The organism is Nonomuraea ceibae (genome assembly GCF_019396325.1).
Classification (GTDB): Bacteria; Actinomycetota; Actinomycetes; order Streptosporangiales; family Streptosporangiaceae; genus Nonomuraea; species Nonomuraea ceibae.
The window spans coordinates 58109-81650 of sequence record NZ_JAHKRO010000030.1; the positions used below are offsets into that span (position 1 = coordinate 58109).

Genomic DNA, 23542 nt, shown 5'->3' on the forward strand with positions numbered 1-23542 from the left:
TCAGTCGGGCGTTTTCTCGCCGGGTTCTCCGGGTTCGGCCCGCTCGCCCGTCTCGTCCGTCTCGTCCTCGTGCGGGTAGTGGAGGTCGAAGGCGGGCCGTTCGGAGCGGATCGGCGGCATGAACGTGAAGTTGTGCCGGGGCGGCGGGCAGGAGGTCGCCCATTCGAGGGAGTTGCCGTAGCCCCAGGGGTCGTCGAGCGTGACCTTGGGCGCGTGCCTGGCGGTCTTCCAGACGTTGTAGAGGAACGGCAGCGTCGACAGCCCGAGCAGGAACGCGCCCAGCGACGAGAGCTGGTTGAGCGCGGTGAACCCGTCGGCCGGGCCGTAGTCGGCGTAGCGGCGCGGCATGCCGATCTGCCCGAGCCAGTGCTGCACCAGGAACGTGGTGTGGAAGCCGACGAACAGCGTCCAGAAGTGCACCTTGCCGAGCCGGTCGCCGAGCATCCGGCCGGTCATCTTGGGCCACCAGAAGTAGAACCCGGCGAACATGGCGAACACGACGGTGCCGAAGACCACGTAGTGGAAGTGCGCGACGACGAAGTACGTGTCGCTGATGTGGAAGTCGAGCGGCGGCGAGGCCAGGATGACGCCGGTCAGCCCGCCGAGCAGGAAGGTCACCAGGAACCCGATCGCGAACAGCATCGGCGTCTCGAACGTCAGATGCCCCCGCCACATGGTGCCGATCCAGTTGAAGAACTTCACACCTGTCGGCACCGCGATGAGGAACGTCATGAACGAGAAGAACGGCAGCAGCACCTGCCCGGTGGGGAACATGTGGTGCGCCCACACGGTCATCGACAGCCCGGCGATCGCGATCGTGGCGCCGACCAGGCCCATGTAGCCGAAGATCGGCTTGCGGCTGAAGACCGGGATGACCTCGGTGATGATCCCGAAGAACGGCAGCGCGATGATGTAGACCTCGGGATGGCCGAAGAACCAGAACAGGTGCTGCCACAGGATCGGCCCGCCGTTGGCCGGGTCGTAGATGTGCGTGCCGAGCTTGCGGTCGGCCTCCAGCGCGAGCAGCGCCGCCGCCAGCACCGGGAACGCCAGCAGCACGAGCATGCTGGTCAGCAGCACGTTCCAGGTGAACAGCGGCATCCGGAACATCGTCATGCCCGGCGCCCGCATGCCGATGATCGTGGTGATGAAGTTGACCGCGCCGAGGATCGTGCCGAGGCCCGACATCGCCAGCCCCATGATCCACAAATCGCCGCCGACCTGCGGCGAGTAGGCGGACGACGACAGCGGCGTGTAGGCGAACCAGCCGAAGTCGGCCGCCCCGCCCGGCGTGAAGAACCCGGCCACCACCATGAGCCCGCCGAACAGGAACAGCCAGTACGCCACCGCGTTCAGCCGGGGGAAGGCCACGTCGGGGGCGCCGATCTGCAGCGGCATGACCACGTTGGCGAACCCGGCGAACAGCGGCGTGGCGAACAGCAGCAGCATGATCGTGCCGTGCATGGTGAAGAGCTGGTTGTACATGTCCTGGTTGACGACCTGCATCCCCGGCTGGGCCAGCTCCGCGCGGATGATCATGGCCATGACGCCCGCGATCAGGAAGAACGCGAACGAGGTGATCAGATACAGGTACCCGATGACCTTGTGGTCGGTCGTGGTCAGCCAGGACGTGAGCACGGTCCCGGTGCGGCGCCGCCTGACCCGCTCGATCGACGTCTCGCGCACGCTGGTCACGGCTGCTCCCTCCAGTCGAGAGGTATGGCCTGCCCCGATCACCCCATTCCACGCCACCGATCGCCGTCCGTGAAGTCGTTCCGGGCAAAGACATCCACATCCCGGACCCGTGCCTGCCTCGGCGGCGAAGTCTTCTATCCTTCGTAGCGACCCGATCGGAGGAGAAGAATCCCGTGAACGCCTCGCGTGACTATGCCGCCCTTGTCCAGCAGGGACTCAAGCTCGACCTCACCAGGGGCAAGCCGTCACCGCGCCAGCTCGACCTCTCCGACGACATGCTCAAGCTCCCGACCACCCACGTGACCGCGGGCGGCCTCGACGCGCGCAACTACGGCGACCTGCAGGGGCTGCCGGAGCTGCGCGAGCTGTTCGGGCCGCTGCTCCAGGTGCCGCCCGCGCAGCTCGTGGTGGGCGGCAACGCCAGCCTGGCGATGATGCACGACACGGTCGTGCACGCGCTGCTGAGCAAGGTGCCCGGCGCCGGGCGCCGCTGGGTGGAGGAGCCGGAGATCACGTTCCTGTGCCCGGTGCCCGGCTACGACCGGCACTTCACCATCTGCCAGGAGTTCGGGATCAAGATGGTCCCGGTGCCCATGAACGCCGAGGGCCCCGACATGGACGTCGTCGAGCGCCTGGTCGCCGAGGACGCGAGCGTCAAGGGCATCTGGTGCGTGCCCAAGTACAGCAACCCGTCCGGCATCGTCTACAGCGACGAGACCGTGCGCCGCCTGGCCGCCATGCCCGCCGCCGCGCCCGACTTCCGCATCTTCTGGGACAACGCCTACGCCGTCCACCACCTGACCGACACCCCGGCCGAGCTCGCCGACCTGCTCGCGCTCTGCGCCGAGCACGGCAACCCCGACCGCGCCTTCGTCTACGGCTCCACCTCGAAGGTGACGCTGGCCGGCGCGGGTGTGGCGTTCTTCGGCTCCTCCCCGGCCAACGTCGCCTGGTTCCTCGACAACACGCGCAAGCAGTCCATCGGCCCCGACAAGCTCAACCAGCTGCGCCACGTGGAGTTCCTGCGCGACGCCGACGGCGTGGCCGCGCACATGCGCAAGCACGCCGAGCTGATCGGGCCCAAGTTCGAGGTGGTCGACCGGGTCCTCGCCAAGGAGCTCGGCGACCTGGCCACCTGGACCAGCCCGAAGGGCGGCTACTTCATCAGCCTGGAGGTTCCGCACGCCGCCGAGGTGGTGGCCAAGGCCAAGGCCGCGGGCATCGCGCTGACCCCGGCCGGCGCCACCCACCCCTACGGCCAGGACCCCGACGACCGCACGATCCGCATCGCGCCCACCTACCCCGGCCTGGAGGAGCTGGAGCAGGCCATCACCGGCCTGGCCGTCTGCGTCCGCCTCGTCGCCGAGGAGCACGCGTAAGCGCGCGTAAGCACCCCGGCCCCGGAGTGACCGCCCGGCCGGTGACGTGACCGGTCAGGCGGCGCCGGAGCGGCGGAAGCCGAAGATGTACTCGCGCGTCTCGCTCGGATGGAACGAGACGCCGACCCCCGGCTCGAACGCGACGTTGTCGCGCGAGCAGTAGTAGAGCCCCTCCCAGACGGCGAGCGCCTTCTCCCTGGCCGGCCCCTCGGCCAGGTCGCGCTTGCGCGCCGCGTGCGCGCCGAGCACGAACAGCATCCCGAACCCCCACAGCACGCCTGTCAGGCAGAACGGCGCGAGCAGCACCTCGGCCCAGCCCGAGTGCTTGCCCATGGCCAGCACCAGCCCCACCACCAGGTGCGCGAGTGCGGCGACGAGCAGCAGCAGGTAGCCCTGGTTCCTCGACCAGGGCGCGTAGTGGCGGCTGGGGAACGACAGCCACACGGCGAGCTGCGTGCGGCTCATCTGGTGCTTGGACGCGCCCAGCGCGGACCCGGTGGGCAGATCGGCGACCTGGCGGTCACCGGGCATGCGTACCCTGCCGATCCGGTACGTGGTCCCCGCCGCGACCGCTCCGGGCACCGAGACGACCTGGTCGACCTGCGTACACACCGGACAGCTCACTTCCACCCGGGCAGTCTGGCCGTAAGCCACCGTCCACGCAAACCGTAAGGTTTCTCATGTGAGACCCATTGACGCTCTGGTGAACTCCCTGCCCGGCGGCCGTGTCGTCACCGACCCGGACGTGATCGACTCCTACGCCCGCGACCGCACGTTCGTGGCCCCGGGCAAGCCTCTGGGAGTGGTGCTGGCCGCCTCCCGCGACGACGTGGTGACCACCATGCGCTGGGCCACCGAGCACCGGGTGCCCGTGGTGCCGCGCGGCGCGGGCAGCGGGCTGGCGGGCGCCGCCACGGCCACCGACGGGTCGGTGGTGCTGTCGCTGGCCAGGATGACCGCGATCCGGGAGCTCTCGCCGGTGGACGAGATCGCCGTGGTCGAGCCCGGCGTGATCACCGCCGACCTCGACAGGGCCGCGCGCGAGCACGGGCTCATGTACGCGCCTGACCCGTCCTCGTACGAGATCTCCACGATCGGCGGCAACCTGGCCACGAACGCGGGCGGGCTGCGCTGCGTCAAGTACGGGGTCACCCGCGACTCGGCGCTGGGCCTGGAGGTCGTGCTGGCCGACGGCCGGGTGCTCCAGACCGGGCGGCGGACCGTGAAGGGCGTCACCGGGTACGACCTGACCGGGCTGTTCGTCGGCTCCGAGGGCACGCTGGGCGTGATCACCTCGGCCACCGTCCGGCTGCGGCGGGCGCCGGTCGCGCCGCCCGCGACGTTCGCCGCCGAGTTCGGCTCTCTGCGCGACGCGGGCGCCGCCGTGACCGCGATCATGGCGGCCGGGTGCCAGCCGTCGCTGATGGAGCTGCTGGACCGGGCCACGCTCCAGGCCATCGACGACTGGCGCAACATCGGCCTGGAGCCCGCCACGATGGCGATGCTGATCGGGCAGTCCGACGCCGCCGACAGCCAGGAGGTGGCCGCCCGCATGGAACGCCTCTGCCTCGACAACGGCGCCACGTTCGTGGCCGTGTCGTCCAGCCCGCAGGAGACCGAGGAGCTGATCGGGCTGCGCCGGATGGCCTACCAGGCCAAGGAGCGCCTCGGCGCGTGCCTGGTCGAGGACGTGTGCGTGCCCCGCTCGGTGCTGCCCGACATGATCGGCGCCATCGAGGCCGCCGCCGTCCGGCACGGCGTGCGCATCTGCACGGTCGCGCACGCGGGCGACGGCAACCTGCACCCGACGTTCGTCTTCGAGCACGGGACGACCGAGCCGCCCGCCGAGGTGTGGGCGGCGGCGGACGAGATCTTCACCCGGGCGCTCGAACTCGGCGGCACGCTGACCGGCGAGCACGGCGTCGGGGTGCTCAAACGGCGCTGGCTGGCCCTGGAGTCGGGGCCGGTGGCGCACGAGGTGCAGCACGGGATCAAGGCCGTCTTCGACCCGCTGGGACTGCTGAACCCGGGCAAGGCCATCTGATCAGCTATTGTTCACCAACCCGTGACCTGAGCCACGACCTGCGCAGAAACCCTGACTTGCGGGGGTAAAGGTGAATGATCTAGCAGGTCGGCGTACGTACCAAGTGTCACGCTGGTAGCGTTTCGCCCCAGAGATCGTTCTGTTATGGGGGTCCGGGGTGAATCAGTTCCAGCCGCTGATGGCGGACGACCCGCGGCGGCTGGGCGAGTACGAGATCGTCGCCCGGCTCGGCGAGGGTGGTCAAGGGGTCGTCTATCTGGGCAAGGCCGAGTCCGGGGAGCAGGCTGCCGTCAAGCTCCTGCACCACGCGCTCGTCGCCGACCCCGAGGCGCGCAGCCGCTTCCTGCGCGAGGTCGCGGTCGCCCAGCGGGTCGCCCGCTTCTGCACCGCCCCCGTGCTCCACGCCGACCTCGAAGGCAGCCGGCCCTACATCGTCAGCGAGTACGTGCCCGGGCCGTCGCTGCGCGAGCTCGTCATCAACGAGGGCCCGCGCCGCGGCGCCGCCCTCGAACGGCTCGCCATCAGCACCGCCACCGCGCTGGCCGCCATCCACCGGGCCGGCATCCTGCACCGCGACTTCAAGCCGGCCAACGTGCTCATGGGCCCCGAAGGCCCGGTGGTGATCGACTTCGGCATCGCCCGCGCCCTCGACTCCCCCGGCGCCACGGCCACCGGCATGGCGATGGGCACCCCGTCCTACCTCGCGCCCGAGCAGCTCACCGCCGCCTCCCCGGTGTCGGAGGCCGCCGACGTGTTCGCCTGGGGCGTCACGATGGTGTACGCGGCCACGGGCAAGCCGGCCTTCGGGTCCGACTCGATCCCCGTGGTCATGAACCGCATCCTCCACGAGGAGCCGCAGCTCGGCGGCATGGACGGCACGCTCGCCGAGCTGGTGGCGGCCTGCCTGTCCAAGGACCCCGCCCAGCGGCCCACGGCCGACCAGCTCATCGTCCGTCTCACCGGCCAGCCGGCCCCCAACGCGGCCATCGAGCCGCTCACGGGGCCCACCGCCCAGATCGCCCCCCAGGGCTGGACGCCCCAGGCGGCGGCCTGGCGGGGCGGCGACAACCCCGTCCCGGAGACCGGCCCGTACGGCCGCCCCACGCCGAGCGCCCCCGCGGCCGGATCCCAGCCGGGACCCTCCTCTGCAGCCGCTCACCAGGCGGGGCCCGCGCCCACCGCCGGTGGCCAGCCGGGATCCGCGCCTGCCGCCGGTCCCCAGCCGGGGCCCGCGCCCGCCGGGACGCACGGCGGGGCCCAGCCCCAGGCCGCCGCCCAGCCGCAGGGCCAGGGCGGCCCTCAGGGGCAGGGCACCGCGCACGGCCGGCCCCCGCACGGCCCCGGCGGGCCGCACGGCCAAGGTGCCCCGCAGGGTTACGGCGCCCCGCACGCCCAGGGCGGCGCGCAGCCGCCGCACGGCCAAGGCGGCGCGCAGCCGCCGCGAGGGCCCGGTGGGCCTCAGGGGCCGGGAATGGCGCAAGGACCCGGCGGGCCGCAGGGGCAGCCCGCGAAGGGCGGGCAGCCGGGGCAGCGGCGGACGCTGACGTTCGCGCTGTCCGGCGCGGCGGCCGCGGCGCTGCTGGTGGTGGCCGGGGCCGTGGTGGTCCAGGCGAACTCCAAGCCGCAGACCGTGGTGGCCGTCGGCAACACCTCGGTGACCTCCCCCACCACGGACGCGCAGATCCCGCCGGAGGTGGTCAACCCGCCGAGCATCGCCCCGTCGACGGTCCCGGAGCTGGACATCGACGAGCCGAAGCCGACGAAGACGAAGACCAGGCCGAAGGACGACGGCGTGGCCCAGGTGCCGGACCCGATCACGCAGCCGACGCGGCAGCCGGCGACACGCCGCCCGGAGCCGACGAAGACCAGGACGCGGACCCAGGAGCCGACGCAGAAGCCGGCGGACCGGGTCGAGCCCGAGTCGGAGCCGACGGGCTCGCCGACGGCGGACGTGTCGCAGCAGCCGACGAGCATCCCGACGAAGAAGCCGACGGTGAAGCCCACGGTCAAACCGACGGTCAAGCCGACGCAGCTCAAGCCGAACCCGTACACGCCGGCCGGGGTGTGCGGCTCCGGCTACAAGGTGATCAACAAGCACGCCCTGGGCACCAAGGCGACGATCTACCTGCTCTACAACAGCGGCGCGGGCCGGAACTGCGTGGTGACGATGTCGCGCCTGGTCTATCCGGGCAAGGTCCAGATGAACGCGATCCTTCAGGTGAAGGGTGGCTCGAGCGGCAGCAACCCGGGCAAGTTCACCGCCTACGCGGGCCCGGTCCGGCTGCCCGGGAAGGGCAAGTGTGTCATCTGGGGCGGCACCTGGGCCGGTCTGACCTGGAAGTCGGGCTGGAGCCACTGCGGCTGACCCGGGCGACGGGTTACGGTATGCGTCGTGATCGTCAGCACGCTCGACACGTCCGGCCCCGACTACGCGCGGCGGCGGGAGGCGATGCTGGGCAAGCTGGCCGAGCTCGACGCCGAGCACGCCAAGGCGGTCGCGGGCGGCGGTGAGCGCTACGTGCGCCGCCACCGCGACCGGGGCAAGCTGCTGGCGCGCGAGCGGATCGAGCTGCTGGTCGACCCGGATTCGCCGTTCCTGGAGCTGTCGCCGCTGGCGGCGTGGGGCAGCGACTTCCCGGTGGGCGCGAGCGTGGTGACGGGCATCGGGGTGGTCGAGGGCGTCGAGTGCGTGATCACCGCGAACGACCCGACGGTGCGCGGCGGCGCCTCGAACCCGTGGACGCTGCGCAAGACGCTGCGCGCCGCCGACATCGCGCTGGCCAACCGCCTGCCGTACGTCAATCTGGTGGAGAGCGGCGGCGCGGACCTGCCGACGCAGAAGGAGATCTTCATCCCGGGCGGCCGGATCTTCCGTGACCTGACGCGGCTGTCGGCGGCGGGGATCCCGACGATCGCGCTGGTGTTCGGCAACTCGACGGCCGGGGGCGCGTACGTGCCGGGGATGAGCGACCACGTGGTGATGGTGCGCGAGCGGGCGAAGGTGTTCCTGGGCGGGCCGCCGCTGGTCAGGATGGCGACCGGCGAGGAGTCTGACGAGGAGTCGCTGGGCGGCGCGGAGATGCACGCCCGGGTGAGCGGCCTGGCCGACTACCTGGCGGCCGACGAGCACGACGCGCTGCGGATCGGCCGCCGGATCGTGCGCTCGCTCGGCTGGCGCAAGCTGGGCGCGCGGCCTGGCGCCGTGCGCGATCCGCTCTATCCGGCGGAGGAGCTGCTGGGGATCGTGCCGGAGGACCTGAAGGTGCCGTTCGACCCGCGCGAGGTGATCGCCCGCATCGCCGACGGCAGCGCGTTCGAGGAGTTCAAGCCGCTGTACGGGGCGTCGCTGGTGACGGGGTGGGCGCGGCTGCACGGCTACCCGGTGGGCGTGCTGGCGAACGCGCGCGGGGTGCTGTTCAGCGAGGAGGCGCAGAAGGCGGCGCAGTTCATCCAGCTCGCCAACCAGTCGCGCACGCCGCTGGTCTTCCTGCAGAACACGACGGGTTACATGGTCGGCAAGGAGTACGAGCAGGGCGGCATCATCAAGCACGGCGCCATGATGATCAACGCGGTGTCCAACTCGACGGTGCCGCATCTGACGGTGGTGATGGGCGCCTCCTACGGGGCGGGCAACTACGGGATGTGCGGGCGGGCCTACGATCCGCGGTTCCTGTTCAGCTGGCCGAGCGCCAAGTCGGCGGTGATGGGCCCGGCGCAGCTCGCCGGGGTGCTGTCGATCGTCGGCCGGGCGTCGGCGCTGGCGCGTGGCCAGGCGTACGACGAGGAGGCGGACGCGGCGATGCGGGCGATGGTGGAGGAGCGGATCGAGGCGGAGTCGCTGCCGTTCTTCCTGTCGGGGCGGCTCTACGACGACGGCGTGATCGACCCGCGTGACACGCGGACGGTGCTGGGGCTGTGCCTGTCGGCGATCAACAGCGCGCCGGTGCCGGAGCCCGCCGGGTTCGGGGTGTTCCGGCCGTGATCACGCGTCTGCTGGTGGCCAACCGGGGCGAGATCGCCCGCCGGGTCTTCCGCACCTGCCGCGAGCTCGGCGTCGAGACGGTCGCGGTCTTCTCCGACGCCGACGCCCGCGCCCCGCACGTGGCGGAGGCCGACCGCGCGGTGCGGCTGAGCGGGGTCACGCCCGCCGAGACCTACTTGGCGGCCGACCGGCTGATCGAGGCGTGCCGGGCGTCGGGGGCCGACGCGGTCCATCCGGGTTACGGGTTCCTGTCGGAGAACGCGGCGTTCGCGCAGGCGGTGCTCGACGCGGGGCTGGCGTGGGTGGGGCCGCCGCCCTCGGCGATCGCCGCGATGGGCTCGAAGCCGGCCGCCAAGCGGCTGATGGCGGAGGCGGGCGTGCCGGTGCTGCCGTCGCTGCCGGTGGACGGGGAGCCCGGCCCGGGATGGGAGTTCCCGCTGCTGGTGAAGGCGAGCGCGGGCGGCGGCGGGCGCGGCATGCGGGTCGTCCGCGATCCGGGCGAGCTGGCGCGGGCGGTGGAGTCGGCGCGGCGGGAGGCGGAGGCGGCCTTCGGCGACGGCGGCGTGTTCGCCGAGCCGCTGCTGGAGGGCGCCCGGCACGTCGAGGTGCAGGTGCTGGCCGACCGCCACGGCGGCGTGTGGGCGCTGGGCGAGCGCGAGTGCAGCGTGCAGCGCCGGCATCAGAAGGTCGTCGAGGAGTGCCCGTCGCCCGGCGTCACCGCCGCCCTGCGGGCCGAGCTGGAGGACGCGGCCGTGCGGGCGGCGCGGGCGATCGGCTACGTCGGCGCGGGCACCGTCGAGTTCCTGGTCAGGGGCGAGCGGGTGGCGTTCCTGGAGATGAACACCCGGCTGCAGGTCGAGCATCCGGTGACCGAGCTGGTCCACGGGATCGACCTGGTCCGATGGCAGATCGAGGTGGCGCGGGGCGCGGCGCTGCCGCCGGGGCCGCCGCGCCCGTCGGGCCACGCGGTGGAGGTGCGGCTGTACGCGGAGGACCGCGACTTCCTGCCGCAGGCGGGGGTTCTGCACCGGTTCGAGGTGCCGGAGGGGGTGCGGGTCGACGCGGGGGTGGAGAGCGGGTCGGCGGTGCCGCCGCACTACGACGCGCTCCTGGCCAAGATCGTCGGGTACGGGGCCGATCGGGACGAGGCGGTGCGCAGGACGGCCCGGGCTCTGCGCGGGGCCAGAATTCACGGGCTCACCACGAATCGCGACCTTCTCCTCCACATCCTGAAAAATCAGGACTTCTTGCGGGGGGAGACGCACACCGGGTTCCTCGACCTCCATCCGGAGCCCGCCCCCGCGCCCCCGTCGGACCTCGCGGTGCTGGCCCTGGCCGCCGCCAACCGCGAGCGCGCCCCGGTCCTGCGCGGCCTTCCCAGCGGGTGGCGCAACGTCCGCTCGCAGCCGCGCACGGCCCGCTTCGAGGAGGCCGAGGCGGTCTACGACCCGCTGCCCGAGGGCGTGACGGTGACCGAGGTCGCCCGCGCCGGTGACGCGTACCGGGTGGTACTGGAACGCGGCACGGTGCGGCAGGCGTTCGAGGTGGCCCGCTACGACGGCGGGAAGGTGTACGTGGACGGGCCGGACGAGTCGGTCACGCTGACGCCGGTGCCGAGGCTGCCGGAGCCCGCCGAGCACGTCGCCCCCGGGTCGCTGCTGGCCCCGATGCCGGGCAACGTGCTGCGCGTCGAGGTCGAGGCGGGCGCCCGGGTGGAGAAGGGCCAGCCGGTGCTGGTGCTGGAGGCGATGAAGATGGAGCATCTGATCACCGCCCCGGCGGGCGGCGTCGTCTCGGCCGTGCACGCGCGCCAGGGCCGCCAGGTCGAGGCGGGAGCCGTACTGGCGATCATCGAAGAAAGGGAATCATGACGCGCCTGGTCCACAAGGAGCTGTCCGGCGGCATCGCGACGATCACGCTCGACTCGCCGCCGAACCGCAACGCCCTGTCCACCCGCCTGCTCGCCGACCTGACCGACCGCCTGGAGTGGGCGCTGGCCGAGCCGTCGGCACGGGTGATCGTGCTGACGGGCACCGGGCACGTGTTCAGCTCCGGCGCCGACCTGAAGGAGCAGCGGGCCGCGGGCTCGGACGCGCCGGTCACCTCCGCGTTCCCGCAGGTGATGGCCACCCTCTGGGAGAGCCCGAAGCCGGTGATCTGCCGGCTCAACGGCACCGCTCGCGCGGGCGGGCTCGGGCTGGTGGCCTCGTGCGACTTCGCGATCGCGCCGGTGACGGCGTCGTTCGCGTTCACCGAGGTGCGGCTGGGCGTGGTGCCCGCGATGATCTCGGTGCCGGTGCTGCGGCGGCTGGACCCGAGGGCGGCGGCCGAATACCTGATGACCGGCGAGGTGTTCCCTGCGGCCCGGGCGGTGGAGATCGGCCTGCTGACCCGCGCCGTCCCGGAGGAGGACCTGGACGAGGCCGTCGCCCACTACGCCGGCATGCTGCTCAAGGGCGGCCCGGAGGCGCTGGCCATCACCAAGCGCCTGGTCAGGGAGGTGCCGGCGCTGTCGTTCGAGGAGGGGCTGAGCCGGATGACGGAGCTGTCGGCCGAGCGCTTCACCTCCGACGAGGGCCGCGAGGGCATCGCCGCCTTCGCCGCCAAGCGCCCGCCCCGCTGGGTCCCGTGACCGGGGCCGGGGCCGGGAGCGGTCCGCTGCGGGTGGCCAACTGCAGCGGCTTCTACGGCGACCGGCTCTCGGCCGCCCGCGAGATGGTCGAGGGCGGCCCCATCGACGTGCTGACCGGCGACTGGCTGGCCGAGCTGACGATGCTCATCCTGGCGGGCAACCGGCTCAAGGGCCGCCCCGGCTACGCGCCCACGTTCCTGCGGCAGCTGGAGGACGTGCTCGGGCCGTGCCTGGACCGGGGCATCAGGATCGTCGCCAACGCCGGCGGCCTCGACCCGGCGGGCTGCGCGGAGGCCGTGCACGAGCTGGCCGCCCGGCTCGGCCTGTCGCCCAGCGTCGCCTGCGTGACCGGCGACGACCTGACCGGGACGGACCTCGACCTGGTCAACGCCGACACCGGCGAACGGCTGACCGCCACGCCGTTGACCGCCAACGCCTACCTGGGCGGCCGGCCCATCGCCGCCGCGCTGTCGGCGGGCGCGGACGTGGTGGTGACCGGCCGGGTCACCGACGCCGCCCTGGTCACGGGGCCGGGCATCTGGCGCTACGGGTGGCGGCCCGGCGACCTGGACGCGCTGGCGGGCTCGGTGGTCGCCGGCCACGTCATCGAGTGCGGCTGCCAGGCCACCGGCGGCAACTACGCGTTCTTCCGCGACGTGCCCGACCTGGCGCACTGCGGCTTCCCGCTGGCCGAGCTGCACGCCGACGGCTCCAGCGTGATCACCAAGCATCCCGGCACGGGCGGCCTGGTGTCGGTCGGCACGGTGACGGCGCAGCTCCTGTACGAGATCGCCGGGCCTGCCTACCCGGGGCCCGACGTGGTGGCCCGCTTCGACACGATCACGCTGTCCGGCGACGGCCCCGACCGGGTGCGCATCAGCGGCGTGCGCGGCGATCCGCCGCCCGGCACGCTCAAGGTCGCGGTCACCTACCCGGCGGGCTACCGCAACACGATGACGCTCGTGCTGACCGGCCTGGACCAGGAGGCCAAGGCCCGGGTCGCCGAGGAGGCCATCTGGGCGCGGGTGCCCAAGGAGTCGTTCGAGCGGGTGGAGGTCTCCCGGGCGGACGGGCTGCTGCGCATCACGGTCATGGACCCCGACCCGGGCCGGGCGGGCCGGGCGTTCTCCTCCGCCGTGGTGGAGACGGGCCTGGCCAGCTACCCGGGCTTCCACGCGCTCTCCCCGCCCGGCGCGGCGTCGCCGTACGGCGTCTACTGGCCGGTGCTGGTCTCGGCGTCGGCGGTCACGCCGGAGGTCCGCGTGGACGGCGAGCTGCTGCCCCCGGACGGCCCGCCCCCGCCCTTCCCCGACCTGCCCTTCGCCGACCCGCCCGAGCGGCCCGTCCCTGCCGTCCCGGACGCGCCGGTGGCCGGTGGGGAGCCGGTACGGGTCCCGCTGGGGCGGGTGGCCGGGGCGCGGTCGGGCGACAAGGGCGGCAACGCGAACCTTGGCGTGTGGACCACCACGGCCGCGCAGTACGCCTGGCTGGCGGCCCATCTGACCGTCGGGCGGCTGAAGGAGCTGCTGCCGGAGCTGGCCGCCCACCGGGTGGACCGCTACGAGCTGCCCAACCTGAACGCGCTGAACTTCGTCGTGCACGGCCTGCTGGGCAGGGGTGTCGCGGCCAGCGCCCGGCCCGACCCGCAGGCCAAGGCACTGGGCGAGGAGCTGCGCGCCCAGGAGGTGGAGATCCCGGCGTCCCTCCTGAAGTGAGCGGCGGCACGGCTGTTCTTCGGCGCGGTCAGGCGAGTGCGCGGAAGCCGAGCAGGGCCGCGCCGAGGAGCCCCGCGTCCACGCCGAGCGCCGAGGCGCGCACGCGGGGCGGGCGGCGGAAGGTCAGCCGGCCCGCCAGGTGCTCGCGCAGCGGGCCCAGGAGGGCGTCACCGGCGCGCGAGAGGCCGCCGCCGATGACGATCAGCGCCGGGTCCAGCAGCAGCGTGCAGGTGGCCAGGGCGGTGGCCAGGGCCGCCAGGGCGTCGTCCCAGACCTCGGCCGCCACGGGGTCGCCCTCGGCCGCGCGGCGCACCACGTCGGCCGCCGACGACTCGCCGCACCGGGCGGCGATGGCCGACGCCGACGCGTACAGGGTCAGGCAGCCGCGCTGGCCGCACGCGCAGGACGGCCCGGCGGGGCGTGCCGGGATGTGCCCGAGCTGCCCGGCCCAGCCGGACGCGCCGCCGTACAGGGAGCCGTTCAGCACCAGCGCGCCGGCGATGCCGGTGCCGATCGGCACATACAGCACGTGGCCGGGCGTCCGCTCGGTGACGCCGTAGGCCAGCTCGGCGTCCCCGGCGGAGCGGACGTCGTGGCCCAGGGCGAGCGGGAGGTCCAGGGTGGTGAAGGCGCCCGCCGGGACGTCGCGCCAGCCGATCGCGGCCGAGTAGACGGCGTGGGTGGGCGTGACGAGGCCGGGCACGGCCAGGCCGACGGCCTCGGGCGCGGCGCCCGGGCGGGCGGCGAGGTCGGCGATGAGGGCGGAGACGGCGGCGACGACGCGGTCCGGGCCGTCGGCGCGCGGGGTGGGACGGCGCTCATGATGGAGGATTGTGCCGTCACGAGCGACAAGTCCACCTTTGATGGTGGTGCCGCCGACATCTACCGCTATAACGCATTGCATCCCTCCATGGTCGCGGTGACGGAAAACACTTTGAGCCGCCGGGGTGCCGTACAGGAGGATGGCGGCCATGCACGTACGCCGTCTGACCCTCGACGACCTGGACGCCTGCGGCCGGCTGGCCAAGGACCGGGGCTGGCTGCCCGAGCGGCACAAGTGGACGCTGCTGTTCGAGGTCGGCGAGGTCTACGGGATCGACGCGCCCGACGGCGACGGCCTGGCCTCGACCACGATCCTGACCCGCTACGGCGACGACCACGCGGTGATCAGCATGGTGCTGACCGCTTCCCGCTACGGCCGGCAGGGGCTGGCCCGCCGCCTGATGGAGCACGTGATCGCCCAGGCGGGCGACCGGATCGTGTCGCTGCACGCCACCGAGAACGGCCGCCCCCTGTACGAGCGGCTCGGCTTCCGCACGGTCGGGCACGTCGCCAAGCGGACCGGCGTCTTCGGCGGCGAGCACTCCGGCCGGACGCGCCCGGCGACGGAGGCCGACCTGGAGACGATCCTGGCGCTCGACGCCGACGCGTTCGGCACCGACCGGTCGCCGCTGCTGCGCAGGATGTTCATCTTCGGCGAGCGGGTGCGGATCGCCGAGGGCGGCTTCGGGCACTGCTGGCGCAACGACGACAACGTGGTCATCGGCCCCGTCGTGGCGGGGGACGAGGAGACCGCGCGGGCGCTGATCGGCGACCTGGCCCTCGACGTGGGCGGCGAGGTGCGCCTGGACCTCGACCTGGCCAAGGAGGACCTGGCCGGCTGGGCGGCCGAGCACGGCATCGGCGCCCCCTGGCAGGTGTCGCTCATGGTGCGCGGCGGCGACCTGCCGGGTGACCGCGCGCGGCAGTTCCTGCCGTTCATGCAGGCGCTAGGTTGACCGGCGGATCGGCGCTCTCGTAGGGTCGATCACCAGAATATCGTTCTGTCGAAGGGCCGTCATGTCCGCCACCCACATCGACGTCAACGCCGTCGACCTCGCCGGCCTCGGCGCCTGGATGGACGCGCAGGGCCTGCCCGAAGGGCCGATCACCGGCCTGGCGCCGGTGCCCGGCGGCACCCAGAACGTCATGGCCCGCTTCGAGCGCGGCGGCCGCCCGCACATCCTGCGCAGGCCCCCGCAGCACGCCCGCGCCAAGAGCAACGAGGTGCTGCGGCGCGAGGCGCGGGTGCTGGCGGCGCTGCGTGACACGCCCGTCGCGGCGCCCCGGCTGGTCGCCGCGCAGACGGCGGAAGAGCCGGTGTTCTACCTGATGGAGCCGGTCGACGGGTTCAACCCGTCGACCGGGCTGCCCGAGCCGCACGCCTCCGACCCGGCGATCCGGCACCGGATGGGCCTGGAGGCCGCCTCGGCGCTGGCCGAGCTCGGGCGCGTCGACCCGGGGGTGCTGCCGGGGTTCGGCCGGCCGGAGGGGTTCCTGGAGCGGCAGGTGCCGCGCTGGATGCGGGAGCTCGACTCCTACGGGGAGCTCGACGGCTACCCGGGGCCGCGGATTCCCGGGCTGGCCGAGACGGCGGCGTGGCTGGAGGCCAACCGGCCCGCGTCGTTCACGCCGGGGATCATGCACGGCGACTACCACTTCGCCAACCTGATGTTCGCCCACGACGGGCCCCGGGTGGCGGCGATCGTCGACTGGGAGATGTGCACGATCGGCGACCCGCTGGTCGACCTCGGCTGGCTGGTGGCGATGTGGCCGCAGGCCGCGGGGCTGGTGCCGGGGCTGGCCTCGCCCCGGGAGATCGTCGACTGCTACGCGGCGCTGTCCGACCGCGACCTGTCGGCGATCGACTGGTACGCGGTGATGGCCTGCTTCAAGCTCGGCATCGTGCTGGAGGGCACCCACGCCCGCGCGTTCGCCGGCAAGGCGCCCAAGGACATCGGCGATCTGCTGCACGCCACCACGCTGTCGCTGTTCGAACGGGCCGGGCACATCATGCGCGACTCGATTTCGACATAACCCCCACATAGCCCAATATCCCGATTTTTCCGAAAAAGGATCACAAGTAGGAAGTTGTCCCCTACAATTGCGCGCAATTGCAGTTGTTCGGGGAAGGATCGTCATGCGGATGCGGTTCCTGGGTTCCACGTCGGACGCCGGCGCCTGCCCGACCCTGTACGAGACCGACCGCGGCACCATCGTCATCCAGGGGCTCCAGGTCACCGACGCCGAGGCCCTGGCCGACCTGCGGGACGTGCTCGACGGGGAGACCGCGGTCGAGGTGCCCCGCGAGCTCATCACGGAGATCGCCCGCCGGGTCCTGCACTCCTGACCACTGCTCAGCCCCGCGCGGCCTCGGGACATCGGGAAAGTGACCACCCCCCGCGACCGGCTGGTCACGATTGCGCGACTGGGCCTGGCATGATCCACCGGCCCGGGGCTAGCCTCTTGCGTCGTGACGTCGTTTCAACAGGCGCGCGCCGACCTCGGCGGGCAGCTCAGGCAATTGCGTGAGGCGGCCCGCCTCACGGGCAAGGAGCTGGCCGAACGGCTGCGCTGGCAGCCGTCCAAGGTCTCCCGCCTGGAGAACGCCCGGCAGACCCCGTCCGAGGACGACGTCGTGGTGTGGGCGCAGGCGGTGAAGGCGCCACCCGAGGTCACGGACGAGCTGATCGCCCAGGCCATCGCCCTGCTGGAACGGCACGACGGCTGGAAGCAGCGCCACCGCAGCGGCCTGGCCGCCCTCCAGGAGGACGTGCGCGACCTGGAGGCGCGCACCAAGCTGTTCCGGGTGTTCGAGCCGGGCATCCTGGCCGGCCTGCTGCAGACCTCCGAGTACGCCCGCCACGTGTTCCGCAAGGTCAGGCGCCTCTACAGCGCGGCCGACCAGATCGACGCGGCGGTGCGGGTGCGGATGCAGCGCCAGGAGATCCTCTACGACCGCACGCGCACGTTCAGGTTCGTGGTGCCGGAGGCGGTGCTGCACACCCGGCTGGCCCCGCACGACGTGATGCTCGGCCAGGTCGACCGGCTGCTCGCGGTCAGCTCACTGCCGAACGTGCAGTTCGGCGTGATCCCGTTCACCCAGGAGCTGCCGTCGGCGCCGGTCAACGGCTTCTGGATCTACAACGAGGCCATGGTGGGCGTCGCCACCATGACGAAGGATCTGGTGCTGCGCGATCCCGACGACGTGGCGTTCTACGTTCGCGCCTTCGACGATTACGCGAAAGTCGCGGAGTTCGGCGAAGCCGGGCGGGACACCATCATCCGGATTCTTAACGAATACCGCAAACAATCCCCACATTAATCCTCGCAATTGCTTGCCCTCCTGCTCAAGATCGTGCAATTCTGGCGCGAGACGATGCGGAGGTGACGCATGATGCTTGACACCGCGCTCTGCCTGGAGCAGTTCGCGAGGTTCGCGGGTCGTCACGCCGACCTGTCCGTCCAGAGCCTGTCCCTGGCGAGCGACCCGGCGTTCGTGTGCGTGCGCAACCGTTTCTCCGCCACGCTGGCCGAGAACGTCACCTGCTCCGACGACGGCAGCTTCGTCACGTCGTGGGGCTACCGGCTCGGCACGGCCGACGACGTGGAGGCCGCCGCCGCCCGCCTCGCCTACCTCCTGGCCGCCCTCCCCGCCTGACGGGGAGCGACGGGAACGAAGCCGGAAGCGGCCCCAGGCCCCCTGGGCGGCGCAACGGTCAGGACAGCACCGCCTCCGTCCACCAGTCGTTCCACTGCTTGCTCAGTTCCGCGTGGCGGCTCTCGCCGACCTTGTACAGGCTGAGGACGGCCATGCACGCACCGCTGTCAGGATGGTGGCTCAGGACCAGGAGTCCGTCGTTCCAGCCGTCGACGGTCAGTCCGAGCTGGTGTTCCGAGCGGTAGAAGACCTGGCCGGTCGCGGTCTCGCCCGGGAGCTCCAGCCGATGCCTCTGGCCGGGGGACAGCTCCGCCGTGTCGAGCGCCGTCAGCGGTGAGGTCTTGCCCGTGCCTGACAGGAAGACGGTCCGGCGGGCGTCGGCCGGGTGCCGCTCGAGCATGAACTTGAGCTGGTGCAGGAAGGTGATCCAGCCCTCGGTGATGTCGTCGTAGTACTTGGCCCAGTCGGGATCGTCGCCGGGTGCCGCGCGGGTGAGTGTGACCCGGGTGCCGCTCTCGACCGGTTCGAGTTCGACTCGGTCGCCGCCGTTCAGGTTGATCACGCGATCGTCGGCGGTCACGCCGGTGAAGTAGATGAGCTCGATCTCCTCGTCCAGGCTGCCGTCCGGACCACCGTCGAACTCCCAGCCGTGCCAGTGCCGGATCCTGTCCCTGTCCCGGAACGCGCCCCGGACCGTACTGGGCGGTGCGGCCACAGTGACCTGGATCCGCGGGGTGTCAGTCATCGCCGTCTCCTTCAGTGTGTGGCTTGCGCGGTGCCGGGTGGGCGCCCGCGATCAATCGGTACGGGCGGCCGCCGGGAGAGTCGAACGCCTCCACTGTCCGGCGGACGGCCTCGGCCAGGGCGTCGGCGAACCGGTGCAGGTCGCCGGGCTCGGCGAACCGGACCTCGGCCTCGACGGTGAAGGTCAGCAGCCGTTGCCCGGCCTTGTCGGCTTCGGCCTGCATCCGCGCGATCTCGCGCACGGTCCCGGCGGCCACCTCCACCAGGTGCTCGGCCGAGTACCGGTCCTGAATGCGATCGAAGGCGCGGCCCATCACCGCGGGATCGACCACCAGCGTGGCGCCGGTGGCCTGCAGTACCCGCTCGGTGAACCCACGCCGCTGCCGCTCCTCGACCAGCTCGACCAGTCCGGCCTTCTCCAGTGCTTTCAGGTGGTAGTTGACCCGCTGCCGGGGCAGGTCGAGTTCCTCGGCCAACCGGCTCGCCGACGACGGCTCGCGCAGCAGCTCAAGCAGCCGCCGCCGGATCGGCGACAGCGCCATCCGGACCTGGTCGGGCTCCTCGAGGTATCTCATGGCCGACAGTCTGCCAATTGACAGAAAAAACTGTCAATTGGGTCCTTCCTCGCTGCCGACCGGTCGGCGGTGACGCGTCGCTTCAGCCCCGCCGCCCAGTCCTGGGCCGCAACCGGATGACAGCCGTCAGCTCGGGGTGGCGCGGCCCGGCAGTTCGAGGGTCGCGATCACGCCGCCGTCCGGCGCGTTCCCGAGCCGTACCTCTCCGCCCACCTCGGCCACGGCCTGCGCGACGATCGCCAGGCCCAGCCCCGAACCCGGCAGCGAGCGAGCCGACGGCGAGCGCCAGAACCGCTCGAACACGTGCGGCAGCTCCTCCTCCGCGATGCCCGGCCCCCGGTCCCGCACGGTCAGCACGCCGTCGCGCAGCACGACCTCCACCCGGCCGCCGGGACTGAACTTGGCGGCGTTGTCGATGAGGTTGAGCACGGCACGTTCCAACGACGCGGCGCCGCCGACCACGTACCAGGGGCTGAGGTCGGTGCTGACCTCGGCGCCGCGCAGCCGGGCCCGCCCGGCGGCTGCCGTGACGACGTCGTGCAGCGGCAGCTCGGCGTGCGGCTCGTGGTCGGTGTCGCCCCTGGCAAGCTGCAGCAGGTCGCCCACCAGCGTGGACAGCTCGGCGAACTGCGCCTTGACGTTGACCAGCAGCCGCTCCTTGGCGCCCGGGTCGAGGCTCCGGCCCGTCTGCTCGCTGCGCAGCAGCAGGTCGATGTTGGTGCGCAGGGTGGTGAGCGGCGTGCGCAGCTCGTGCCCGGCGTCGGCGACGAGCTGCCGCTGGCGGTCGCGCGACCCGGCCAGCGCGGCGGTCATCGCGTTGAACGACGCGCTCAGCCGGGCGATCTCGTCGCTGCCGTCGATCGGGATGCGGGTGTCGAGGTCCTCGGTCTGCGCGATGTGCTCGACCGCCCTGGTCAGCCGGCCCACCGGGCGCAGCGCGGCGCGCGAGACGAGCAGCCCCGCCGTGGCCGCGACGAGCACGCCGAGCGCGGCCACGGCCGCCAGCAGGATCGACACGCTGCGCAGCGTGCTCTGCAGCTCGTGGGTGGGGCGGGCGATGACGAACGCGGCGTCGCGGTCGACGTTCCTGACCAGCACGCGCAGCGGGGTGCCGTCGTCGGCGTAACCGTCGTAGACGAGCTCCTGGCCGTGGCTGCCGCCGGCGACCTCCTCCTCCCGGCGGGTGACCTTGATCGCGGTGTTGCCCATGACGCAGCGGGTGCCGTCGGGGAAGACGATCTGCATCGGCTCGGGGAACGGCGGGTACTTGCCGTAGCCGGTCGCGCTCACCGGCTCGGCGGAGCACTCGCGGGTCGCCTTCTGCATGCGTTCGAAGGGGACGCGCTCGCCGGTCTCCCGCAGCGACTGGTTGAGCTGCCACGACAGCTCCCTGCGGACGAAGTACCAGGTGCCGACGGCCGAGACGCCCACCGCGATCGCCACCGCCGCGGCCACCAGGAGCGTCAGGCGGGCGCGCAGGCTGCGCTTTCTCACGAGGAGCCTCTGAGCACGTAGCCGACGCCGCGCACGGTGTGGATCACCCGGGGCTCGCCGCCGGCCTCGGTCTTGCGCCGCAGGTACATCACGTACACGTCGAGCGAGTTGGACGTCGGCTCGAAGTCGAACCCCCACACCTCGGCCAGGATCTGGTCCCGCGTCAGCACCTGGCGGGGGTGGGCCAGGAACAGCTCCATCAGCAGGTACTCGGTCCTGGTGAGGTCCAGCCGCCGGGTGCCCCGCGTCACCTCGCGGGTCGCCGGGTCCATGCGCAGGTCGCCGAAGGCCAGCGTCTGCTCGGGCTCGCCCGCGCTCAGCGCGCCGCGCCGCAGCAGCGCCCGCACCCGGGCCAGCAGCTCGTCCAGCTCGAACGGCTTGACCAGGTAGTCGTCGGCGCCCGCGTCCAGCCCCGACACCCGGTCGCCGACGGCGTCGCGGGCGGTCAGCATGAGCACCGGGACGTGGTTGCCGGTCCCGCGCAGCCGGCGGCAGGCGGTCAGCCCGTCGAGCCGCGGCATCATCACGTCGAGCAGCACCGCGTCGTACGGCTGCCGGGCCAGCTCCTCCAGCGCCGCCTGCCCGTCGTCGGCGGTGACGACCCGGTAGCCCTCGAACTCCAGGCTCGACTGCAGCGCCTCGCGCAACGCGGGCTCGTCGTCCACCACCAGCAACCGTGCGGGCTCACTCATGCCACCACGCTAGAGGAGCAATCTGAGAAGGCGATGAACGCGACCACCCGCCCGCCCGGCCCCTGCCCGACCGGCCCGCCCTGTCCGGCCCTGTTCAGTTGTACGGGCGGACGCGGGCGGGCGGACGCGGGCGGGCGGACGCGGGCGGGCGGACAGGGCCGGCGGCGCCGGTCAGCCGAGGAGGGCCATCGCCGCGTTGTGGCCGGGGATGCCGCTGACGCCGCCGCCCCGGCGGGCGCCCGCGCCGCACAGCAGGATCCGCTCGTGCCCGGTCTCGACGCCCCAGCCGCCCTCGTCCCCGTACGGCCAGCTCAGGTCGCGGTGGAAGATGTGGCCGCCGGGCAGCCCGGCCTCGTTCTCCAGGTCCACCGGCGTCTTGGCCTCGACGCACGGCGTGCCGTCGGGGGCGCGCAGGAGGCAGTCCTCGATGGGCTCGGCCAGGACCGTGTTGATCGACGCGAACGTGGCGCGCAGGGCATCCTCCCTGGCCTTGTCCGGATTTTCCCGGAAAAGGCGGGCGGGCATGTGGAGGCCGAACAGCGTCAGCGTCTCCGCCCTCCCCCGCAGCTCCGGCCCGAGGATCGACGGGTCCGTGAGCGAGTGGCAGTACACCTCGGCCGGCGGCAGCTCCGGGATCACGCCCGCCGCCGCCTGCGCGTACGCCCGGGCGAGCTGGTCGCGGCCCTCGTTGATGTGGAACGTCCCGCTGAAGGCCGCGACCGGGTCGACCGTCCCGTCCTTGAGCCTGGGCAGCCGGCTGAGCACCATGTTCACCTTGAGCTGTGCGCCCTCCGGCTGCTCGGGCGTCCTGCCGAGCACCTCGTCCAGCACGGCCGGGGGCAGGTTCACCAGGACGTGCCCGCCGGTCACCGTGTGCTCGACGCCCTCCGTACGGAACGTGACCTCCCCCGACGGCGAGATGCCGACGACCTCCGCGCCCGTCCTGATCTCCGCGCCCGCGCGCCGGGCCGCGTCCTCCAGCGCGCCCGAGACCGCGCCCATGCCGCCGACCGGCACGTTCCACTCCCCCGTGCCGTCGCCGATCACGTGATAGAGGAAGCACCGGTTCGCCAGCAGGTCGGTGGCCGGATCGGCGAACGTCCCGATCAGCGCGTCCGTCAGCACCACCCCGCGCACCGTGTCGTCGCCGAACCGCTCGTCCACCGTCTCCCCGATGGGCCGCGCGAACAGCTCACCCCACGCCCGCGCCCCCACCATGCGCTCGACCTCCGCCGCCGTGCGCAACGGCTCCAGCAGCGTGGGCGCGAGCACCTGGGCGGTACGGGCCACCATGCCGTAGAAGTCCTGCCATGCGGTGTGGTCGGCCTCCCCGCCCGTCACCTCCAGGAACGACCGCCTCGTCCGCTCGGCGTCCCCGCCGTCCACGAGCAGCCCGGTGTCCCCCTTGGGGGTGTACGAGGCATACCGGCGCCTGCGCAGCTCCAGGCCGAGACCCAGATCCTTGACGATCTTCGTCGGAAGGAGGCTGACCAGGTACGAGTAGCGCGACAGGCGTACGTCCACGCCCGGGAACGGCCGCGCGGAGATCGCCAGGCCGCCCGCGTGGTCCTGCCGCTCCAGCACCAGCACCCGCCGCCCGGCCCCCGCCAGGTAGGCTGCCGCGACCAGCCCATTGTGACCTCCACCGGCCACAACCACGTCATACGCACCCATCCCGGCACCATATCCCGCACCACCTCCCAGAGACACGCCCTCCCAGCCCCGCCCCCGCCCGAGGCACCTGCCGTTGAAAGGCCACCCCAGCGGCTTGGTCACCCCGAGCACCTGCCGTGGGAAGGCCGCCCCGGAGGGCTGACCACCCGGTTGCGCCGCAACCTCCCACCCGGCGCCCCCGGCGACCAAACCACCCGCGCGCCACCGCCGACCGCCCGGATGCGCCGCAACCTCCCACCCGGCGCCCCGCCCGACGCCTCCGGCGACGGCACCACCCGCACGCGCCACCGCCGGCCACCCGGGCGACCCCCGGCGGGCCCCTGCGGCGCCCGTCCCCCGGAGCGGTGGGGCCGCAGCCCGGGCCGAGCCGAGGAGCGGGCTGGTGGGGCCCGGGGCCGGGGGCCGGGGCCGGGACGGGGGCCGGGGCCGGGACGGG

General features: G+C 72.8%; 20 protein-coding genes. 12 read left to right on the top strand and 8 right to left on the bottom strand.

Annotated features, from left to right (window positions below; translation table 11 throughout):
* Window positions 1–1695, bottom strand: a complete 1695-nt coding sequence (gene ctaD / locus KME80_RS20520) for an aa3-type cytochrome oxidase subunit I (RefSeq protein ID WP_219507453.1) — start codon at window positions 1693–1695, stop codon at window positions 1–3.
* Window positions 1696–1868: 173 nt separating this feature from the next.
* Here ctaD and KME80_RS20525 point away from each other — a divergent pair, with 173 nt between their 5' ends.
* Window positions 1869–3074, top strand: coding sequence for an aspartate aminotransferase type Ic (locus tag KME80_RS20525; protein ID WP_219507454.1), 1206 nt, complete (start codon window positions 1869–1871; stop codon window positions 3072–3074).
* 54 nt (window positions 3075–3128) lie between these two features.
* On the opposite strand, the gene KME80_RS20530 is transcribed toward KME80_RS20525, so the two are convergent.
* Window positions 3129–3686 carry a hypothetical protein gene (locus KME80_RS20530; protein ID WP_219507455.1) on the bottom strand — a complete coding sequence of 186 codons (558 nt, stop codon included), beginning with the start codon at window positions 3684–3686 and terminating at the stop codon, window positions 3129–3131.
* A 70-nt stretch (window positions 3687–3756) separates the two neighbouring features.
* Between KME80_RS20530 and KME80_RS20535 the strand changes: the two genes are divergently transcribed.
* The 6 genes from KME80_RS20535 (at window position 3757) to KME80_RS20560 (ending at window position 13447) form a co-directional block, all read left to right on the top strand.
* Window positions 3757–5118 (top strand): FAD-binding oxidoreductase, encoded by a 1362-nt coding sequence (locus KME80_RS20535; RefSeq protein ID WP_308125851.1) that lies wholly within the window; start codon window positions 3757–3759, stop codon window positions 5116–5118.
* Between the two features lie 157 nt (window positions 5119–5275).
* Complete coding sequence (locus KME80_RS51910; RefSeq protein ID WP_308125852.1) at window positions 5276–7483, top strand: serine/threonine protein kinase; 2208 nt, start codon at window positions 5276–5278, stop codon at window positions 7481–7483.
* A gap of 84 nt (window positions 7484–7567) precedes the next feature.
* Window positions 7568–9100 (top strand): acyl-CoA carboxylase subunit beta, encoded by a 1533-nt coding sequence (locus KME80_RS20545; RefSeq protein ID WP_219507477.1) that lies wholly within the window; start codon window positions 7568–7570, stop codon window positions 9098–9100.
* A complete protein-coding gene (locus KME80_RS20550) occupies window positions 9097–10971 on the top strand; it encodes an ATP-binding protein (RefSeq protein ID WP_219507456.1) in 1875 nt (624 codons plus the stop codon). Before KME80_RS20545 ends, KME80_RS20550 begins: the two co-directional genes overlap by 4 nt.
* Window positions 10968–11732 (top strand): enoyl-CoA hydratase-related protein, encoded by a 765-nt coding sequence (locus KME80_RS20555; protein ID WP_219507457.1) that lies wholly within the window; start codon window positions 10968–10970, stop codon window positions 11730–11732. The genes KME80_RS20550 and KME80_RS20555 overlap by 4 nt, the downstream gene beginning before the upstream one ends.
* An 83-nt stretch (window positions 11733–11815) precedes the next feature.
* Window positions 11816–13447 (top strand): acyclic terpene utilization AtuA family protein, encoded by a 1632-nt coding sequence (locus KME80_RS20560; RefSeq protein WP_246645296.1) that lies wholly within the window; start codon window positions 11816–11818, stop codon window positions 13445–13447.
* A gap of 28 nt (window positions 13448–13475) precedes the next feature.
* Here the strand turns inward: KME80_RS20560 and KME80_RS20565 are convergent, their stop codons facing one another.
* Window positions 13476–14351 carry an ROK family protein gene (locus KME80_RS20565; protein ID WP_219507461.1) on the bottom strand — a complete coding sequence of 292 codons (876 nt, stop codon included), beginning with the start codon at window positions 14349–14351 and terminating at the stop codon, window positions 13476–13478.
* 67 nt (window positions 14352–14418) lie between these two features.
* On the opposite strand from KME80_RS20565, the gene KME80_RS20570 reads away from it, so the two are divergent.
* From KME80_RS20570 to KME80_RS20590, 5 genes are all read left to right on the top strand, one after another.
* Window positions 14419–15225 carry a GNAT family N-acetyltransferase gene (locus KME80_RS20570; protein ID WP_219507463.1) on the top strand — a complete coding sequence of 269 codons (807 nt, stop codon included), beginning with the start codon at window positions 14419–14421 and terminating at the stop codon, window positions 15223–15225.
* A gap of 61 nt (window positions 15226–15286) precedes the next feature.
* Window positions 15287–16303, top strand: a complete 1017-nt coding sequence (locus KME80_RS20575) for a phosphotransferase family protein (RefSeq protein ID WP_219507465.1) — start codon at window positions 15287–15289, stop codon at window positions 16301–16303.
* Window positions 16304–16406: 103 nt separating this feature from the next.
* Entirely contained in the window at window positions 16407–16616 is a 210-nt protein-coding gene (locus tag KME80_RS20580) for a hypothetical protein (RefSeq protein ID WP_219507466.1), read from the top strand.
* Window positions 16617–16739: 123 nt separating this feature from the next.
* Window positions 16740–17591 (top strand): helix-turn-helix domain-containing protein, encoded by an 852-nt coding sequence (locus tag KME80_RS20585; protein WP_219507467.1) that lies wholly within the window; start codon window positions 16740–16742, stop codon window positions 17589–17591.
* Window positions 17592–17660: 69 nt separating this feature from the next.
* Window positions 17661–17927: a hypothetical protein gene (locus KME80_RS20590; protein ID WP_219507468.1), complete on the top strand. Its 267-nt coding sequence runs from the start codon at window positions 17661–17663 to the stop codon at window positions 17925–17927.
* Between the two features lie 58 nt (window positions 17928–17985).
* On the opposite strand, the gene KME80_RS20595 is transcribed toward KME80_RS20590, so the two are convergent.
* The 5 genes from KME80_RS20595 to KME80_RS20615 form a co-directional block, all read right to left on the bottom strand.
* Complete coding sequence (locus tag KME80_RS20595; protein ID WP_219507469.1) at window positions 17986–18672, bottom strand: SRPBCC family protein; 687 nt, start codon at window positions 18670–18672, stop codon at window positions 17986–17988.
* A complete protein-coding gene (locus tag KME80_RS20600) occupies window positions 18665–19246 on the bottom strand; it encodes an ArsR/SmtB family transcription factor (RefSeq protein ID WP_219507470.1) in 582 nt (193 codons plus the stop codon). The genes KME80_RS20595 and KME80_RS20600 overlap by 8 nt, the downstream gene beginning before the upstream one ends.
* A 126-nt stretch (window positions 19247–19372) precedes the next feature.
* Window positions 19373–20740: a sensor histidine kinase gene (locus tag KME80_RS20605; RefSeq protein WP_308125853.1), complete on the bottom strand. Its 1368-nt coding sequence runs from the start codon at window positions 20738–20740 to the stop codon at window positions 19373–19375.
* Entirely contained in the window at window positions 20737–21432 is a 696-nt protein-coding gene (locus KME80_RS20610) for a response regulator transcription factor (RefSeq protein WP_219507471.1), read from the bottom strand. The genes KME80_RS20605 and KME80_RS20610 overlap by 4 nt, the downstream gene beginning before the upstream one ends.
* A 171-nt stretch (window positions 21433–21603) precedes the next feature.
* Window positions 21604–23106, bottom strand: a complete 1503-nt coding sequence (locus KME80_RS20615; protein WP_219507472.1) for a phytoene desaturase family protein — start codon at window positions 23104–23106, stop codon at window positions 21604–21606.
* Between the last annotated feature and the right edge of the window lie 436 nt (window positions 23107–23542).